Raw genomic sequence first — 19,036 nt, 5'->3', positions numbered from 1 at the left:
GCCGAGGCATTTTCTGTATTCAAACTTTAGCTGGGGGCGGCTCTAACGCAGCGCTCGCGCACGAGACTGCGCGGCAACATCCAGCGCCACCTCACGCAGAGAGCCGGTCTTCTCAAAGACCGCACGCTGACGATCCGCACCCGTACCCTCGGCGAGGATGCGGCGTACCTGCGCCAGCTCTACCTCGCAGTCAAGGTCGCGTGCCACCGGCTCCAGCTTGGGCAGAAGCAGCTCAAAATCTTCACGCAGGGTACGCTGCACCGGCTCGTTAGAGACCACGATCTTAGCCTCCAGGCCGTAGCGGGCGACGCGCCACTTATTCTCCTGAGCGTGCCAGGGGGCGAGCACCTCAACGCTTTCACCCGCCTCAATGCGGCGGGAGAAGTACTCCACCAGGCACTGCGTGAACGCCACGATCGCCGCAACATCGGGCAGGGACGCGAGGCCATCGCAATAGCGCATTTCAATGGTGCCGTAACGCGGAACCGGGCGAACATCCCAACGGTCCTCGCTCGGGTCGTTGATCACGTCGGTTGCCACAAGTGACTCCAGGTAATCGCTGTACTGCTCCCAGGTATCAAAGTGGAAGGGCAAGCCGTTCGTGGGCAGCTGCTGGTAAAGCTGGGTGCGGTGCGAAGCGTAACCGGTATCGACCCCGTCCCAGTAGGGGGAGGAGCACGAAAGCGCCAGCAGGTGCGGTCCGTAGTTGGTCAGCGCGTCAATAAGCGGCAGAACCTTATCGCGGGAGTCAATACCCACGTGCACGTGCACACCGTAAATGACCATGTGGCGGCCCCAATACTGGGCACGCTCGACCACACGCTGGTAGCGTTCCTTCGCCACAACCGGCTGGTCAGCCCAGTGGGAGAAGGGGTGAGTGCCGGCGGGATAGAACTCAATGCCGAGCTCATCGGTGATGTCGCGCAGGGTATCTGCCAAATCCTGCAGCTGACGGCACGCCTCAGCGACGGTGCGGCAGATGCCGGTCACCACTTCGACGGTGTTCTCCAGGAATTCGCCGGTCACATGCGCCCGGTCGGAGGCGGGCTCAAGCAGTTCGGGGCGGCGCTCGCGCAGGATGGATAGCACCTCGCTGGCGCGCTGGGTCAGTGCGCCGCTTTCACGGTCGATGAGCGCAATCTCCCATTCCACGCCGAGAGTGGACTGCGGGGAGGTAGCAAAGTCGATCATATTGCCTTTCCTGCGTCTGGAAATAGGGTCGTGCATGGTGCCGACTATGGAAGTTATTATCGGTGGGCTCTACCCGGCTGTGCGCTAGCCGGTGGGAGCCGGCTTTTGCGGGGGAGTACCTCTACTAGGCACCGTATCTAGTGTACGGTCTTGCGGTGCCCGGTGCCCTGTCGAGTGCAGAATCCGGAACGGGAAACGTCATGAATCGTCACGAACGGTAACCCGTCCTCGGGTCTGGGTCGTCAGCGCTGGGTAGTTCGGTATGGGCAGCCGGGGCTGGTGAGGTTAGAGCGGGCGCACATGCCAGCCGACGCGGCGTGAATCCCTACCCGAACCGATGCGGGTAAAGACCAGCGTCGCTGGGCGGTACGAGGACTCCTGAGTACCCGCCTGCGCACCCGAAGAAGAATTAACGTTCTTTTTCTGTTTCTTCTTGGAAGGCTTAGAACCCGCCGAACCCAGCAGGCGCGCACGCAACTGCTCCGGAACAATGTCCACGCCACGCTTCTTAATCGTCAGCGCCGTAAAGCCCTGCTCACGCACCCAACGCTTCAGCTGCTTCTCCTGCAGGGGAATCTCCTCCAGCACCTCGTAGCAGGCAACCAACGGATGCTCCACCGGCTCGGCAGAACACAGGTACGCCAGGTGCTCATCCAGCAGGTGCGCGCCAATACTCTGCGCAAACTCAGCGACCAGATGCGAGCGCACAATTGCCGGGGCGGGCTCCAGCAGGTAATCACCGGGCTGCGGTAGGGACGTCGGAACGTCAACACTCTGCTCCGCCTCTTCCGCCGTCAAGGGGCTGCGGAAGCTCACCGCCTCGTAGGGAGGCAGTAGGGCGCCGGTTTTGGTTGAGCCTCCGGTGGATCCTTCGGTGGGGGTAGCCTCTTCCGCGGGCAGCTCGCGCACAGAGGTTTCATGCACAGAGGTCGCCGTGCGAGCCACCCCCTCCTGAGCCAGCGCGTTAAACCAGAGCACCAACTCGGCGAGGGAACCCTCCGATTGGATCCACTCCGCCTCAACGCGCGGGTTGGGGTTTGCCTCCGACGCAATATCTCCGGGCGCGGGAATGCCCTCATGCGGAAAACCGGGACCCAACTTCACGCCCATCGGCACCCCAGTGCGTGCCAGATTCAGCACGAACGAGAACGGGGGAGAGAACGCCTCCGGATCAAAAAGACGCTCCGTCTGAGCCTTCTTCGCACCGCGCAACTCGCGGCGTGCCGGGTCCATCCACACAATGCCCACCGGCTCACCGGCAGCGTCCAAAAGCTCACCGTGCGCATAATCGGTCACATCCCCCGAATACACGCGCGCCTGCGGGCAAAACTCTAGGTTCTTCGCCGCAAAAGAAGCCGTCAGCGGGTCCAGCTCCACCGCAACCACGGCACCGCGATCTGCCGCATACACGGCAGAATCCGAGGCGATACCGCACCCCAAATCAGCCACCGTGCCGGTAACCGGGCGCAGACGCTGAGCACGATAGTGGGCAATCACCGGGCGGGTTGCCTGCTCCGCCGCCTCCTGAGTGAGCATGAGCGTGCGGGCGCGCTCGCCGAACTTGGCGCGCGCACGGGTACGAGCCTGCGCCAGCGAAATAATCTGTGCAGACTCCTCGGGGCTAAAACCTCGCGAACGCAAAGAAGTAACGGCGCTGAGCGTATCTGAACCCAGCGGGTAGAGCTCGTCGGCTGCCGCGAGTGCTTCGGCGCTGAACGGAAGCTCGGCGGCGGGTGTAAAAGGGGATGCGGGAATAGGCATGCTCCTCATTTTACGGGGTGCCGGTTTTGAGAGGTGGGGAGCCCGATTTGCCCAGCTTTTTGCTCAGCGTTCGCCTTGCGGTGAAACACCCCGGCAGAGGGGTGCTTTTCTTGACCGAAAGCACAGGTGAAACTAGAGTTGAGGTAGCACTCGAGACAGTCATTGGGCGCGCCACTGCGCCGCTGTCTCGCATCAAACGTAAATCCACAACCCGGAGGAACCGATTATGGCTATCAAGCCCCTGGAAGACCGCGTCGTTATCAAGATCGAGCAGGCTGAGCAGACCACCGCATCCGGTCTGGTCATCCCCGAAACTGCGAAGGAAAAGCCGCAGGAAGCACGCGTTGTCGCCGTTGGCCCGGGCCGCGTGGATGAGAAGGGCAACCGCATTCCCGTAGACATCAAGGAAGGCGACGTTGTCGTGTTCTCCCGCTACGGTGGCACCGAGGTTAAGTACCAGGGCGAAGAGTACCTGATTCTCTCCGCACGCGACGTTCTGGCAATCGTCGACTAATACTTTCAGATGCTCATGCGCCGTACCGCTCATCCGGTACGGCGCATGAGCTATCATCTGCCCCTTAAAAATTTCCTTTCTGTGACGCACTAGGAGTAGCGAACACATGGCTAAGCAGCTTGAATTCAACGATGCCGCCCGCAAGTCCCTGCAGGCTGGCGTCGATAAGCTGGCAAACGCGGTCAAGGTAACCCTCGGCCCGCGCGGGCGCAACGTTGTGCTCGACAAGCAGTGGGGTGCACCCGTCATCACCAACGACGGCGTGTCCATTGCTCGCGAAATTGAACTGGACGACCCGTACGAAAATCTGGGCGCCCAGCTGGCGAAGGAAGTCGCCACCAAGACCAACGACGTAGCCGGTGACGGCACCACCACCGCAACCGTGCTCGCACAGGCACTGGTCAACGAGGGCCTGCGCAATGTTACCAGCGGCGCGGCACCCGCCGACGTCAAGCGCGGCATTGAGGCTGCTGTGGAGGCTGTTTCCGCACGCCTGCTCGAGAACGCACGCCCCGTGCAGGGCCCCGAGGTGGCGCACGTTGCCGCTATCTCCGCCCAGTCCGAGCAGATCGGTGAGCTGCTGGCTCGCGCCTTCGAGAAGGTCGGCCAGGACGGCGTCATCACCATCGAAGACGGCTCCTCCACCGAAATCGAACTGGACATCACCGAAGGTATGCAGTTCGACAAAGGCTACCTCTCGCCCTCCTTCGTCACCGACGCTGAGCGCGGCGAAGCAGTGCTGGAGAACAGCCTCGTGCTGCTCTACCAGGGCAAGATTTCCACCATCGCAGAAATCATGCCCGTGCTCGAGAAGATCGTTCAGGCGAAGAAGCCGCTGACCATCATCGCAGAAGACGTTGACGGTGAGGCGCTCTCCGCACTGGTCGTGAACAAGCTGCGCGGCACCATCAATGTGGTCGCTCTGAAGGCTCCCGGTTTCGGTGACCGCCGCAAGGCAATCATGCAGGATTTGGCAATTCTGACCGGCGGCACCGTCGTGACCGGTGAGCTCGGCATTGACCTGCCGCAGGTCACCCTGGAGCACCTGGGCTCGGCACGCCGCGTGACCGTCACCAAGTCCCACACCACCATCGTGGACGGTGGCGGCGACCCCGAGGCAATCGAGGACCGCGTGCAGCAGCTGCGCCGTGAAATTGAGCGTGTGGATTCCGAATGGGACCGCGAGAAGCTCAAGGAGCGCCTGGCTAAGCTCGCCGGTGGCGTGGGCGTCATCAAGGTCGGTGCCGCAACCGAGGTTGAGGCGAAGGAACGCAAGCACCGCATCGAGGATGCTGTGTCCTCCACCCGTGCAGCCCTGGAAGAGGGCATCGTCTCCGGTGGCGGTTCCGCACTGGTTCACGCGCTGAAGGCACTGGACGGCATGGACCTGGGCAACCACGACGCAAACGTGGGTGTACAGATTGTTCGCCGTGCCCTGGTTCAGCCGCTGCGCTGGATCGCTGAGAACGCGGGCGAAGACGGCTACGTCATCGTCTCCAAGGTCTCCGAGCTGCCCGTGGGCCACGGCTTCAACGCCAAGACCGGCGAGTACGTGGACCTCATCGAAGCCGGCGTGATTGACCCGGTGAAGGTGACCCGTTCGGCTCTGCAGAACGCATCCTCCATCGCGGCTCTGGTGCTGACCACCGAGACCCTGGTGGTTGAGAAGCCCGAAGAAACTGAAGAAGCCTAAATAGTGTGTGTGCCCGGTGCCGCCCCTCCACCATGGAGGCGGTACCGGGCACTCGCTGTCGGTAGGCTCGGATGCGCTCGCGTTCGCGGGGGCGTTAGAACCTGCCGACAGCCTCCCGCTGAGGAATGCTTACTCTGAGTGCTTCTCAGCAAAGAAACCTCTAGCGGTTTACTATAGAAGGTAAGCTGCTCCCGTTTGCGCTCAAACCACCTTGTGGGGTGCGAGCAGACGGGTCGTACCGCATCTTGACATACGCAACGTATAGGCTGAGCTTCTCACCGATGAAGCCAGCATCCGAAAGGTAGACAATGACCATTCCCACCGCTCTGTCCGAGGATCCCTTCGGCTTCACCGGCCTGACCTACGATGACGTGCTGCTGCTGCCCGGCAACACCGACGTCATCCCCTCCGATGCGGACACCTCCACCCGCCTGTCCAAGCGCATCACCCTGAACACCCCCATTATTTCCGCGGCAATGGACACCGTGACCGACTCCGCTATGGCAATCGCTATGGCACGTCTGGGCGGTATGGGCGTTATCCACCGCAACCTCTCCATCGAGGATCAGGCTGCACACGTTGACCGCGTGAAGCGCTCCGAGTCCGGCATGATCATTAACCCCGTCACCATCGGCGCTGACGCAACCATCGCCGAGTACGATGAGGTCTGCGGCTACTACAAGGTCTCCGGTCTGCCCGTCGTCAGCGAAGAGGGCGTGTTGGAAGGCATCATCACCAACCGCGATATCCGCTACATCTCCCGCTCCGACTACGACGGCATTCGCGTTCGCGACATCATGACCCCCATGCCGCTGGTCACCGCACACCCCAGCGTCACCAAGGACGAAGCATTCGCGCTGCTGTCCCACAACAAGATTGAGCGTCTGCCCCTGGTCGACGACGCAGGCAAGCTCGCCGGTCTGATTACCCTCAAGGACTTCGTCAAGACTGAGCAGTACCCCAACGCCACCAAGGACGAGGACGGCCGCCTGCGTGCCGGCGCCGCTATCGGCTTCTTCGGTGACGGCTACGAGCGCGCAATGACCCTGGTCGAGGCTGGCGTCGACGCACTGTTCGTGGACACCGCAAACGGTCACTCCCAGGGCGTGCTCGACATGATTGCCCGCCTGAAGAAGGACCCCGCCGCAGCACACGTGGACGTCATCGGTGGCCAGGCTGCAACCCGCCTGGGCGCACAGGCTATCATCGACGCTGGCGCTGACGGCGTGAAGGTTGGCGTTGGCCCCGGCTCCATCTGCACCACCCGCATCATCGCCGGTGTTGGTGTTCCCCAGGTGACCGCTATCAACGAGTCCGCTAAGGCAGCTATCCCGGCAGGTGTGCCGCTGATTGCTGACGGCGGTATGCAGCACTCCGGCGAGATTGGCAAGGCACTGGTTGCCGGCGCTGACTCCGTGATGCTCGGCTCCCTGCTTGCCGGCACCACCGAGTCCCCCGGTGAGCTGATCTTCATGAACGGTAAGCAGTACAAGGCATACCGCGGCATGGGTTCGCTCGGCGCGATGCAGACTCGTGGCCGTCACAAGTCCTTCTCCAAGGACCGCTACTTCCAGGCTGACGTCTCCAGCGAAGAGAAGCTGATCCCCGAGGGTATTGAGGGTCAGGTTCCCTTCCGCGGCCCGCTCTCCGCAGTGATTCACCAGCTCGAAGGTGGCCTGCGCCAGACCATGTTCTACGTCGGTTCCCGCACCATCGAGGAGCTTAAGTACAAGGGTCAGTTCGTGCGCATCACCCCCGCAGGTCTGAAGGAATCGCACCCGCACGACATCATGATGACCGTTGAGGCACCGAACTACCGCCGCTAAAACGCCTCACCAACGATGATTCGCCGCATGGTGTGCACACCATGCGCCGTTGAGCCCGCCCCATACCCGTTCAGGTATCGGGCGGGCATCGGCGCGAATAACGCCCAGCGGCACCCCTCAAACCGAATTCGAAAGGATTCACCCCATGTCTGAAATTCAGATTGGCCTCTCTAAGAACGCCCGCCCCACCTACTCCCTGGACGATGTGGCGCTGGTGCCTACCCGTCGTACCCGCGACCGCCGCGACGTCGACACCTCCTGGCAGATTGACGCTTTCAAGTTCGACACCCCCATCATTGGTGCGCCCATGGACTCGGTCATGTCCCCGGCGACTGCCATTGCACTGGGTAAGCTGGGTGGCCTGGGCGTGCTGAACCTCGAGGGCCTGTGGACCCGCTACGAGGACCCGCAGCCGCTGCTTGACGAGATTGTCGAGCTGCCCGAGGCGGACCCTGCCTCCGCAACCACCCGCATGCAGCAGATTTACTCCGAGCCGATTAAGCCGGAACTGATCACTGCACGCCTGGAAGAGATTCGTGACTCCGGCGTGGTCGTTGCAGGCTCCCTGAGCCCGCAGAACACCCAGGAGCACTACGAGACCGTGGTGAAGGCGGGCGTTGAGCTGTTCGTCATCCGTGGCGCGTCCGTCTCTGCTGAGCATATTTCCACCTCGCACGAGCCGCTGAACCTGAAGAAGTTCATCTACGAGCTGGACGTTCCGGTCATCGTTGGTGGCGTTGCTGGCTACTCGCAGGCTAAGCACCTGATGCGTACCGGCGCAGCCGGCGTGCTGGTGGGCTTCGGCGGCGGTTCCGCACAGACCACCCGCCAGGGCCTGGGCATCTCCGCACCCATGGCAACCGCTATCGCCGACGTGGCTGCGGCACGTTCGGACTACCTGGATGAGTCCGGCGGCCGCTACGTGCACGTGATTGCTGACGGCTCCCTGGGCCGCTCCGGCGACATGGTGAAGGCTCTCGCACTGGGCGCTGACGCTGTCATGCTGGGTGCTCCGCTGGCTCGCGCATCCGAGGCTCCCGGCCAGGGCTGGTACTGGGGCAACGAGGCGCACTCGCTGGACTTCCCGCGCGGCGTGCGCACCCCGCTGGGTGTTGTCGGCTCCCTGGAGGAAGTCCTGTACGGTCCTTCGCACCACGTGAACGGCACCAGCAACATTGTCGGTGCGCTCAAGCGCGCAATGGCTAACTGCGGTTACCTGGATCTGAAGAAGTTCCAGAAGGCTGACCTGACCGTGGTCCCCGCGTACCGCGGCTAATGTAGCTTCATGAATCACCGCCCGGTGGCTGATGGGTTTATCCCTCCGGCTACCGGGCGGTATTGCTTTGAGGTGTTCTTTTGGATAGGGCGCGAGTCACTATCTTTGGAATAATGAAATTTATGCCACGTTGTGAAACCTTCTCATTTTATAGTGTCGGGGGTTATATTTTCACTGTAGTGTATCTAGTGAGAGCGATGGCTAAGGTCTATATTCTCAGGAAGAACTTATGCAAAAGTGTAAGTTCAATACCATATGGATATACCTATTGAAGGAGATTAGAAATGGGTATCATCGCTACCCCTGTTAAGAAGGTTCTTGCCGCTATCGCATTGAGCGCGACGGCGCTGACCGCCGCTCCTGTCGCAACTGTCCCGGCTGCGGCGACTGTTGTTGATGTGCGTGGTGGTACTTGGGACTATGGTTCGTCTATCTGGGGCGTGTGGTCTCGTTATTACCACAAAGAAGAATGGCATAGCGCAACCGTTTGGGGAAGGGACTGGGTTTACTCCGGATGTAAGAAGCCCTTTACCACGGCTAGGGCTTCGTCTGCTCGTTCCTGGAACCACACTAACGAAGCTTACTATAACAACCATTATTAGAAATAAGCACGTTGAATATTTTATAGCGTACTAGCAATATGGTCCTGCAGATGATGCAGGAAGCTAATATGCAAAATATTTGGCGGGCCGTCTGAGCGAATCTATCAGGCGGCCCGCCCATATGACAGAAACGAATCCCCATGCTTAAGTGCCGATTCCGATTTGGCCGGTATGTATCGGTCCTCACCTCAGTTTATCTATGGGCGACCCTCGCCTCCATCGTGTTCCCCTTCTTCATGCTTCTGAGTATCAACTCGGAGATGTCTCTTGGGCATACCCGTAACCTCCAGATTCCTTCTATCAGTGAAGGCGTAGATACTCGCAAATTTCTGGAGAATATGTGTCAGGAAGCGGAGAAGAACAGCATCGCTATAGCTCGTCGCACCCTTGACGTGTCAGATACTCGGCACGGTATCGTACTCGAATTCTGTGGTGCCGAAAATACTGTACGTAGGTGGGAGCAAACGGGATACCCTTCCTATGCTCCTGAAGACCGCGTTGAGGTCAAAAGGCTTAATCCGGGCAAGGTTGTAGAAGCTCGAGGTCTCTACAACCTTTATGGCGGTAGTGACCAGCAACGTGCCCAGTTGCTCACTACCCTGCGTGAAAATGGTGCGCATGTAACGGAATACGATGTTCTCAATCTCCGAAGCATTACAGGGTACTACATGGGAACCCCAGGCGGGTATGCCTTTATCGCAACATGCCTAGCCCTTAGTACGGCTCTGATTGGTGCCGTATTCCGGCAGACGAAAAAAAGCGCGCGCCTGCGTCTGCATGGTGCATCCCTAAACCGTGTCTACAGTGCACAGCTGCTAGAATCAGGGCCTGCTATTCTTGGCGGAATTCTGGGCCTCTACGCCCTTTTCTATGCATTCCTCGCTCTGTACAATTCGTGGGCTTTTGCGGCCTTGACACTGAAAGTTCAGCTTATTCTGTTGTGCTGGATGTTGGGCCTTATGCTTCTGCTGCATTATGTGGCTTGTGTATTTACTGTAGCTATACCTATTGGACAAGCCCTTAAAGGAAAGGTACCCACGCGTATTACCTATGCGGCTAGCTGGGCGTGCCGCTCTTTGGCGCTCATCCTTGTTGTTGCTACTCTAATCACTTTGGCTTACACGACTCAGCAAGTCCATGCACTCAATCAAGCCCGCCCCGCGGTGCTTCAGAGTAGCGGATATAGTGTGTCCTTTAATGGTTTCCGGTATAAGGCTAGTGACATCCAGAACCTTCAGGGCTGGAGTAAAGAACAAGTAGAATCTGATAATGTCATCCTCGCTAGTGCGGAGAACCCTGTCTATACATCCGATGAATCGATTGAAGCTTATAGAGCCGGAAAGAATGAATCAGACTCTCTGAAACCTGATCAGAGCTTGGGTCGCACCTTTCTGTACGTGAATCGTGAATACCTGGATAGTAATCCTGAATCCCTGCCAGCAGGCTTACCTCCTCTTGAAGACCTGGAAAGTCGTAGCGGTCTTAGCGTCTACTATCCCCAGGAATTGGAAAAGCACACCGATGATATAAGGCGCCTTGCCTCTAGTGCCTTTGACTCGGCTGATAGCTCTTCTCCCTCGAACAATTTAGAAGCTCCACGAGCTGAGCTTTCGGAATTGAGAGCATATGAGACTGTAACGAGCTCCTACACATATGGTGACGGTACCAAAGCTAACTACTTTGTACAGAACCCCATTATTGTGTATGTCCCGAAAACTGTGCTGACCGACAGAATGGAGATGCTCGTTGCTGCCTTCAGCCAGAACGGGGCATTCATTAAGGATCGGCAAAAAGCTCTCGAATCTCTTGAGGGTAGTGCGGCTCGAAGCTATGTAGGTGAAATTCTGCCGGTGAGTGAAAAATATTTTAGTCTCACAAGCAGGATGCAGAGCGAACAACGCATTAGCTTGTATGCGCTCATTATCCTTTCCGTTTTGTGTCTTGTGACCCTTCTGGAGTACGCACGCGTGTACTGCGCAGAACATCAGCAGCGTATTGCTCGTTCCTTTACCTACGGTATGCATCCGACCCAGACTTTCCGTGGGGTTCTCATTGGGGAGGCGGTTTTAACGACTCTTGTCATTAGCTATGGGGTTCTCCAACTAACGAGCTTGGCCCACGAGCAGTATCTCAATGCTGGGGCTGAGACTGCATCTGTTATTGCAGTGCTGGCAACGGTACTCTTCACGTCCACCGTTATTGTGTCGATTGGTATGAGTTTATTGGCCTTTGGCAGAGGCTACCGAGTTGCAGTTGCCAATCATGCGCGAAAGGAAATGTACTGATGGCGTCCATCTTAAAAACAGAAAATCTGCTGACCGTAAGCGGAGGGTCTGTGCGTATTGCAGGGCATCCTATTTTTGCTGATGTCCACATTGTCGTAGCCCCAGGACAGATGCTAGCCCTAACTGGTGCCTCCGGAAGTGGAAAAACCACTCTCCTTAACTGTCTAGGGACCCTGACCGACTTTACCGAAGGAGAATATACCTTCCAAGGAACAATGTTGAGCGGCTCATCCTCGCGAACCCGCCGTCATTTCCGCCGTGATAGTCTAGGATATCTCTTCCAGAACTATGCCCTGGTAGAAGGGGAGAGCGTTGAAAAGAATGTCCTCGGACCGCTCGCGGTTATGCCGCGTTCGCAGCGCCCGAGCCGTAAAGAGCTAGAGTCCGTCCTCAAGCGGGTCGGTTTGTCTGGGCGAGAGAAGTCTCTTATCTACCAACTCTCGGGTGGTGAGCAACAGCGCGTGGCGCTTGCTGGGCTTATGTTGAAGCAACCGTCCCTGATTCTGGCGGATGAGCCGACTGGTGCCCTGGATGCCGAGAATGAGGCGCAGGTACTTGATATTCTGCGGGAGATGGTGAACGCTGGGGCCTGTGCCATTATTGCTACGCACAGCGATGCGGTGGCTGACTTCTGCGACCGGCGTATTGATATGTCTCAGTTCAAGGGATAAACGAAGAGAATTGTTTTTATAATGTACCGCCTGGCTATGGAGACGTTAACTCCGTTGCCGGGCGGTGCTTTCTTATATCGCTGTCTTGATGCGGTGGAATGACCGGCAAAGTGCGGAATAGTTCCCGCGCCGCGGGCATTCAACCCCACAACGCGATAGCGTAAAATAGATATATCCCCGCGCAAGTGCGCGGATTAGTACCAACACGTTGAGGTAATTTTCGTGACCAACTCTGTGAACCTGGACCAGCTCGAAGAGCGTCCCGTCCTGGTGGTAGATTACGGTGCACAGTACGCGCAGCTCATTGCTCGTCGCGTGCGTGAAGCCGGCATCTACTCCGAAATCGTCCCCCACTCCATGAGCACCGAGAAGATGCTCGCCAAGAACCCGGCAGCTATTGTGCTCTCCGGTGGCCCCTCCTCGGTCTACGCCGATGGCGCACCCAAGGGCGACAAAGCCCTGTTCGAAGCTGGCGTGCCGATCTTCGGTATCTGCTACGGCTTCCAGGTGATGGCTCAGACCCTCGGCGGCACCGTCGCCCAGACCGGTCTGCGCGAATACGGCGCAACCGACGCTGTGGTCTGCGCTGAGAACTCCTCCTTCCTCACCGGCACCCCCACCACCCAGAACGTGTGGATGTCTCACGGCGACTCCGTGACCGAAGCCCCCGAAGGCTTCGAGGTGCTGGCAAAGACCCCCGGCGCATCCGTGGCAGCATTCGTGGACGAGTCCCGCAAGCTCGGCGGCGTGCAGTGGCACCCCGAGGTGAAGCACTCCGACTATGGCCAGGTCGCTCTGGAGAACTTCCTCTACAATGTGGCAGGCCTGAAGCCTACCTGGTCTACCAACAACATCATCGAAGAGCAGGTCGCAAAGATCCGCGAGCAGGTCGGTAACGACCGCGTTATCTGCGCGCTCTCCGGCGGCGTTGACTCATCCGTGGCAGCAGCACTTGTGCACAAGGCTGTTGGCGACCAGCTCACCTGCTTCTTCATCGACCACGGTCTGCTCCGTGAAGGCGAGCGTGAACAGGTTGAGCAGGACTACGCAGCATCCATGGGCATTAAGGTCATCACCATTGACGAGTCGGAGCGTTTCCTCTCCGCACTCGAGGGTATCACCGAGCCCGAGGCGAAGCGTAAGGCTATCGGCCGCGAGTTCATCCGCTCCTTCGAAGAGGCACAGCGCAAGCTGATTGCCGAAGCAGGCGAAGAGGGCGCAGACATCAAGTTCCTGGTCCAGGGCACCCTGTACCCGGACGTTGTCGAGTCCGGCGGCGGCGACGGCACCGCAAACATTAAGAGCCACCACAACGTGGGCGGCCTCCCCGACGACCTGACCTTCGAACTGGTGGAGCCGCTGCGCACCCTGTTCAAGGACGAGGTTCGCGCTATCGGTCGTGAGCTCGGCGTTCCCGAGAAAATCGTGGCACGTCAGCCGTTCCCCGGCCCCGGCCTGGGCATCCGCATTGTCGGCGAGGTTACCCGCGAGAACCTGGAGACCCTGCGTGCCGCTGATGCTATCGTGCGTGAAGAGCTGACCGCAGCAGGTCAGGACGAGCACATCTGGCAGTGCCCCGTGGTTCTGCTGGCTGGCGTTCGTTCCGTGGGTGTTCAGGGTGACGGCCGTACTTACGGCCACCCGATTGTTCTGCGCCCGGTCTCTTCGGAAGACGCAATGACCGCTGACTGGTCGCGCCTGCCGTACGACCTGCTGGCTAAGATCTCGAACCGTATTACGAACGAGGTCAAGGACGTTAACCGAGTGGTGCTGGATGTTACCTCCAAGCCCCCGGGAACCATTGAGTGGGAGTAATCCCGCTGTGGGCTACCTAGCTTTGTAGCTGGGAGCCTGTGAAGGAGCCGCCCGGTGCATCCTGCTGTGATGCGCCGGGCGGCTTCTTGCGTAAGAACATGTAGAAAATTTCTGGGCGGATATTTTTGAATTTATAAAAAATCGTCTATTTATTTAAACTGCGAGTCTAAATAAAAACGCACTCCAAATAAATACCCTAAAAAACTACACCAAGAAATAAACCTATTAGTGCGGGTGGTTCGGGTGACGAATCGAATCACGCCAATGAGCGCTCGACCCCAACCCAAAATGCAGAGCAAAAAACGTGCCAAAACAGCAGAACCCAAACGCGCACGCCATATACACGCCGTAGGTCAGCATCATAAACTCGGAATCGTGACTCACGCCCGAAGCGACATTCAACGCCAACGAGACGCCCAGAATCACAAGCCATGCAGCGCTCGCGGCCGCAATCAGCCATGAGATAGCACTCAGCACCGGGTGCGGGACCCTAAACGTACGCTCAGGACCGCTCACAGGCGCTACAGGCGCATTATCAACGGCGACAGGTTCAGCTACCACGGTCGAAACATTCGAGGCTGAGGGAGCCGCAGAAGAGCGCCACGGAATATGCACACCGGCGTGCTGCCCCTGCGCCTTCGCGGGGGCCTTCACAGAACGGTGGGGGACACCTCCAGATTCGGGAGGAGAAGAAAGATACGGTTGCTGCATTGCGGGCTCCTGAGCGTATAAACCTCGCATGAGAAGAAACAACAGCGCGTCTAATGATGCGAGAAAATGAGTGTCGGCGATAGATTGAAAGAATACGGTGAGGGCATATTCTTTCTATATTTCAAGATTAGAAGCGAACCGCATAAAAAACGAGGGTTTAGCGGAATATGATGCAATATGACGCGAAAAATCCGAAAACCACAGAGAAAAAATAATAAACCTCAACCTGAAGGTTCAGGGTAGGGTTATTAGGCACACCCCATCGCGGCAAAAACAGCAGAGCAACAGCGAAAGGACCGAGCATGGGAATCATCCTCCCACTCATCTACCTAAGTCTAGGTCTGGGGCTCGCGCTACTGCTACCCGAACGCTGGAGCACCCGCCTCAAAGAAGGCGCCTCAACCCTGCTGACCCGCTGGATTATCCCCGCCGTCATCATCTACACCGTCGCCACCAGCCGCCCCGAACTGTTCTTTGTCGCCGCCTCCACCATGGTGCTGATGCTCCTCGGCGTGCTCAGTGCCGGGCGCATCACCGGCGACCCTGTGCAGAAGCTCGCCTTCGTCTACCTGAACGCGGGACTCTTCGGCATCCCCGTGGTTGCGGGATTCTGGGGTGAAGAAGCCGTGCGTGTGTACATCGGCGCGTACATCGGAAACTCCATCATGGGCAATATCCTGGGAACCTCGCTGCTACGCAGTGGATTCAAGACAGATGCCGAGGCAGGGGAGGGCAATGCACCGGATACACGAGCCACTAGGAGCCGTGGCGGAACCCTCCGCACGGTGCTGCGGGGTCTGCGTACCAGCCCGCCCGTTATCGCCGTGGCAGTGGGTCTGCTCTGCCTACCCGCCGGCCCCTTCCTGAGCCAGCACGGGGCGGGCTTCTACCGGGTACTGACCTGGGTTTTCAGCTTTATCGGAATGATCGTTCTGGGCATGTGGCTCGGTGCCGCCAAACTGCACCGCACCGATTTGACCCGAGCTACCGGATGGGCTCTCCTCCGCGCTGTACTCGTGAGCGTCTACAGCGTCGGCGTGCTCGCGTTCGCCCGCTGGGCACACGATACGGCGGGCGTGCACTTCGACCAGCTGCTGGCGCATCCGCAGGTGCTCTTCATCCTTGCGGTCCTGCCGCCAGCCGCCAACATCGTAATCCTCGAAACACACTACCGGCACGAAGGCACCGCAGCCCCCGTCATTGCCGCCGGGGCGGTCGTCAGCGTGGGAATGATTGCGCTCGCCGTGCCAATCCTGCAGCTCGTGTTCGCCAGATAATTAGAGCCAAGAAAGCACGCTGGGACAACCAAGAAGACAACAAGAAAGACAGCAAAAGGAGGGCGGGGCATAGGCCTCACCCTCCTTCTACTGTCTATTCACCTTATCGGCACGCGGTAGCACTCAACGAGCTACAGCGCTTAGCGTACGATGTGGTACACCTTCGCCTCGTAGGGGCGCAGGGTCGAACCCGCATCGTCCTTGTAGTTCGAGCTCACCAGCTCAACACGAGCGCCAGCCTCACGAGCCTCAGCAAGCACAGCGAAGTCACGCTCCTGCTCCTGGTCGGTGAAGTTCGAAATCACCAGCAGAGACTCATTCGCGGGGGAACCGTCCGCGCCACCGGTACGGGTGTACGCGTACACGGCCTCATCCTCGTTGTGCGGAACCTGCACCGAATCCACCGGAGCGAAGGACGCGTAAACCATCAGGTCCTTCAGCTCGCCGCGGCGCAGAGCCACCAGCTGCTGGTAGTGGTAGAAGATCGAATCCTCATCCGCCAGAACAGCCTCAGCGTTAATCGCCGGGTAGTTCGGGTTCACAGCAATCCACGGGGTCACGCCCTCGGGGCTGAAACCACCGTTAGCGGAAGCATCCCATTGAACCGGAGTACGAGCGTTGTCGCGACCCTTGATGTAGATAGCCTGCATTGCCTCTTCGTGGCTCAGACGCTTGTGGTCCACGTGCATGTCCTCGTAGAAGCGGATCGAGTCACCGTCGCGGTAATCCTCAATCGAATCAAACTTCACATTGGTCATGCCGATCTCTTCACCCTGGTAAATGTACGGGGTGCCCTGCATGAAGTGCAGAGTGGTCGCCAGCTGCTTAGCGGACAGGGTGCGGAACTCATCCGAATCGTTACCGAAACGGGAAACTACACGCGGCTGGTCGTGGTTGTTCCAGTACAGCGAACCCCAGGCATTACCCTCCAGGGTGGTCTGCCAGTCGTTCAGGATGCGCTTGAGCTCGGTCAGCTTGTACGGCGCGTAGGACCACTTACCGCCCAGGGAGCCGTTCGGGTCGTTATCCACGCCCATGTGATCGAAGTGGAAGATCATGTTCAGCTCACCGGTGTGGTATCCAGCCCACAGCTTAGCGTCCTCGGGGCTGGTTGCACTAGTTTCGCCCACGGTCATTACATCGTAGCGGCTGAAGGTCTCGCGGGTGAGCTCCTTCATCCACGGGTGCACCATGGTGCCGTTGGAGATAACGAACGGAATCGAGGAGGTGTGCTTCTCAAAGTCGGTGGAGGGGTCATCCGGGAAGCCCTCGGGCTTGGAGATGATGTTGATAGCGTCCAGGCGGAAGCCGTCAACGCCCTTGTCCAGCCACCAGCGAACCATGGAGTACAGGTCCTCGCGAACCTTCTCGTTCTCCCAGTTCAGGTCGGGCTGTTCCTTGAAGAAGATGTGCAGGTAGAACTGGCCGGTCGCCTCGTCCCACTCCCACGCCGGGCCACCGAACTCGGACGCCCAGTTGTTCGGAGGAATCGGGTTGCCGTCCTCGTCGAAGCCCTTCGGGTCCTTCCAGATGTAGTAGTCGCGGTAGGGGTTGTCCTTGGAGGAGCGGGACGCCTTGAACCAGGGGTGCTGGTCGGAGGTGTGGTTTGCGACCAGGTCCATGAGGATCTTGATGCCGTGCTTGTGGGCGGTCTCAAGCATCTCGTCGAAGTCTTCCATGGTGCCGAAGTCACTCATGATGGCGAAGTAATCGGAAATGTCGTAGCCGTTATCCACGTTCGGCGAGTCGAACACAGGGGAGAGCCAGATGACGTTGATACCCAGCTTAGCCAGGTAGGGCAGCTTCTCGGTGATACCCTTCAGGTCACCGATACCGTCGCCGTTCGCGTCGTTGAAGGAACGGGGGTACACCTGGTACACCACGGCTTCCTTCCACCACTGGCGGCCCTCGTAGGAGGGAACCTCGTATGCCTCGGAGTTGCTCATAATTGCCTTTCTGTACCGGCGGTTACGCCGAAGAGGGAAAAGGTGTCTGTGATTGAAGTATAGGGCGAAGGGGGACCGGAATGTCTGTTCCGGATCCCCCTCGCGCATTACATTTTTGGGGCGTGCCTACTCGGCGTTGCCGAAGAGGTAAACCTTCGCCTCGTAGGGGCGCAACAGGGTGCCCTCGTCGGTGAACTCGCGGTTCTCATCGCGGTAGTTCGAGCTAATCAGCTTCGGGGCGTTCTCGATAGCCTTCAGCTCGTTCGGGGAGAGAGCCTGCGAGTTGGTCAGAACCACCGAATCCAGGTTGCCGCCCGCGTAGTTCAGCTGAACGGTGTCATCGGTGAAGTTAGCTACGACCAGCAGGGCGCGCTCGCCGGTTGCAGCGGCGTCCTCATCGGAGTTCACGCGCAGGTAGGCGTAGACCTGCTCGTCCTCTTCATCCAGGAGGCGGTACTCACCGGTCAGGACGATCGGGTGCTCGCGGCGCAGGCTAATCAGGTCGCGGTAGTGGTAGAACACGGAATCCGGGTCTGCGAGCTCTGCTTCTGCGTTGATTTCGGTGTAGCGCGGGTTCAGCTTCAGCCACGGGGTGCCGGTGGTGAAGCCTGCGTTCTCGCCGGCGGTCCACTGCATGGGGGTGCGTGCGTTGTCGCGGCCGGAGGCGCTGATGTAGCGCAGCATGTCCTCGGCGGAGACGCGGCCCGACTCTTCAACATACTTGCGCCAGGAGTCGTGAATTTCCAGGTCGTTGTAGTCCTTGACGTCGTCGAAGAAGACGTTGGTCATGCCCAGCTCTTCACCCTGGTAGATGTAGGGGGTGCCCTGCATCAGGTGCAGTACGGTGCCCAGCATCTTGGCGCTGACGGTGCGGTACTCGGGGGAGTCGTTACCGAAGCGGGAGACGGTGCGGGGCTGGTCGTGGTTGTTCCAGTACAGAGAGTTCCAACCGCGGCCGTGCAGACCCTCCTGCCAGTGGGTGAGGACCTTCTTCAGGTCAACCAGGTTGAAGCGGCGGTCGGACCACTTGCCCGTCACGCCGCCCTCGGAGGCGTCCACATCCATGTGCTCGAACTGGAACACCATCTGCAGCTCGTTGCGGTCGAAGCCGGTGTAGAGTGCGGCGTCGTCCACGGTCACGCAGGGGGTTTCGCCCACGGTCATGACCGGGTACTTGCTGAGCACCTCGCGGTTCATTTCCTGCAGGAACTCGTGCACGCGCGGGCCGTTAGCTGCGACGGCAAGGGAGTTGTCGAGGCCGCCAGCGAGGACTGCCGGGTCCTCGGGGAAGGAGAGATCCTTAGAGATCAGGTTGATGACGTCCATGCGGAAGCCGTCCACGCCCTTGTCCAACCAGAAGCGCATGATGTCGTAGACCTCTTCGCGGACCTTCGGGTTCTCCCAGTTCAGGTCGGGCTGCTTGACGGAGAAGTAGTGCAGGTAGAACTGGCCGGTCGCCTCGTCCCAC

General features: G+C 59.1%; 14 protein-coding genes. 9 read left to right on the top strand and 5 right to left on the bottom strand.

Annotated features, from left to right (window positions below):
• Positions 1 to 42: 42 nt before the first annotated feature.
• Entirely contained in the window at positions 43 to 1,191 is a 1,149-nt protein-coding gene (locus HMPREF2942_RS05200; RefSeq protein WP_070688572.1) for a glutamate--cysteine ligase, read from the bottom strand.
• 285 nt (positions 1,192 to 1,476) lie between these two features.
• A complete protein-coding gene (locus HMPREF2942_RS05195) occupies positions 1,477 to 2,952 on the bottom strand; it encodes a class I SAM-dependent methyltransferase (RefSeq protein ID WP_246824370.1) in 1,476 nt (491 codons plus the stop codon).
• 226 nt (positions 2,953 to 3,178) lie between these two features.
• Between HMPREF2942_RS05195 and groES the strand changes: the two genes are divergently transcribed.
• From groES to guaA, 8 genes are all read left to right on the top strand, one after another.
• Positions 3,179 to 3,466 carry a co-chaperone GroES gene (gene groES, locus HMPREF2942_RS05190; protein WP_005505066.1) on the top strand — a complete coding sequence of 96 codons (288 nt, stop codon included), beginning with the start codon at positions 3,179 to 3,181 and terminating at the stop codon, positions 3,464 to 3,466.
• A 106-nt stretch (positions 3,467 to 3,572) separates the two neighbouring features.
• Positions 3,573 to 5,159, top strand: a complete 1,587-nt coding sequence (gene groL, locus HMPREF2942_RS05185; RefSeq protein WP_049341811.1) for a chaperonin GroEL — start codon at positions 3,573 to 3,575, stop codon at positions 5,157 to 5,159.
• 308 nt (positions 5,160 to 5,467) lie between these two features.
• Positions 5,468 to 6,985 (top strand): IMP dehydrogenase, encoded by a 1,518-nt coding sequence (gene guaB / locus HMPREF2942_RS05180; RefSeq protein WP_049341812.1) that lies wholly within the window; start codon positions 5,468 to 5,470, stop codon positions 6,983 to 6,985.
• A gap of 145 nt (positions 6,986 to 7,130) precedes the next feature.
• Complete coding sequence (locus tag HMPREF2942_RS05175; RefSeq protein ID WP_005505070.1) at positions 7,131 to 8,261, top strand: GuaB3 family IMP dehydrogenase-related protein; 1,131 nt, start codon at positions 7,131 to 7,133, stop codon at positions 8,259 to 8,261.
• A 284-nt stretch (positions 8,262 to 8,545) separates the two neighbouring features.
• Entirely contained in the window at positions 8,546 to 8,863 is a 318-nt protein-coding gene (locus tag HMPREF2942_RS05170) for a lactococcin 972 family bacteriocin (protein ID WP_083309207.1), read from the top strand.
• A 236-nt stretch (positions 8,864 to 9,099) separates the two neighbouring features.
• Complete coding sequence (locus HMPREF2942_RS05165) at positions 9,100 to 11,148, top strand: hypothetical protein (protein WP_141752177.1); 2,049 nt, start codon at positions 9,100 to 9,102, stop codon at positions 11,146 to 11,148.
• Positions 11,148 to 11,819, top strand: coding sequence for an ABC transporter ATP-binding protein (locus HMPREF2942_RS05160; RefSeq protein WP_083309206.1), 672 nt, complete (start codon positions 11,148 to 11,150; stop codon positions 11,817 to 11,819). The genes HMPREF2942_RS05165 and HMPREF2942_RS05160 overlap by 1 nt, the downstream gene beginning before the upstream one ends.
• A 222-nt stretch (positions 11,820 to 12,041) precedes the next feature.
• Positions 12,042 to 13,634 (top strand): glutamine-hydrolyzing GMP synthase, encoded by a 1,593-nt coding sequence (gene guaA, locus HMPREF2942_RS05155; RefSeq protein ID WP_070688570.1) that lies wholly within the window; start codon positions 12,042 to 12,044, stop codon positions 13,632 to 13,634.
• Positions 13,635 to 13,859: 225 nt separating this feature from the next.
• On the opposite strand, the gene HMPREF2942_RS05150 is transcribed toward guaA, so the two are convergent.
• Positions 13,860 to 14,288 carry a hypothetical protein gene (locus tag HMPREF2942_RS05150; RefSeq protein WP_141755596.1) on the bottom strand — a complete coding sequence of 143 codons (429 nt, stop codon included), beginning with the start codon at positions 14,286 to 14,288 and terminating at the stop codon, positions 13,860 to 13,862.
• Between the two features lie 359 nt (positions 14,289 to 14,647).
• On the opposite strand from HMPREF2942_RS05150, the gene HMPREF2942_RS05145 reads away from it, so the two are divergent.
• Positions 14,648 to 15,622, top strand: a complete 975-nt coding sequence (locus tag HMPREF2942_RS05145) for an AEC family transporter (RefSeq protein WP_070688568.1) — start codon at positions 14,648 to 14,650, stop codon at positions 15,620 to 15,622.
• A 140-nt stretch (positions 15,623 to 15,762) separates the two neighbouring features.
• Here the strand turns inward: HMPREF2942_RS05145 and HMPREF2942_RS05140 are convergent, their stop codons facing one another.
• Both HMPREF2942_RS05140 and HMPREF2942_RS05135 read right to left on the bottom strand, forming a co-directional pair.
• Entirely contained in the window at positions 15,763 to 17,568 is a 1,806-nt protein-coding gene (locus HMPREF2942_RS05140) for a glycoside hydrolase family 13 protein (RefSeq protein WP_070688567.1), read from the bottom strand.
• Positions 17,569 to 17,694: 126 nt separating this feature from the next.
• Positions 17,695 to 19,036, bottom strand: a 1,342-nt coding sequence (locus tag HMPREF2942_RS05135; protein WP_070688566.1) for an alpha-amylase family glycosyl hydrolase, incomplete at its 5' end; no start/stop codon positions are given.

The organism is Rothia sp. HMSC071C12 (assembly GCF_001813895.1).
In the GTDB taxonomy this organism is placed as follows: domain Bacteria; phylum Actinomycetota; class Actinomycetes; order Actinomycetales; family Micrococcaceae; genus Rothia; species Rothia mucilaginosa.
This window is presented reverse-complemented; position numbering and strand designations above follow the sequence as displayed.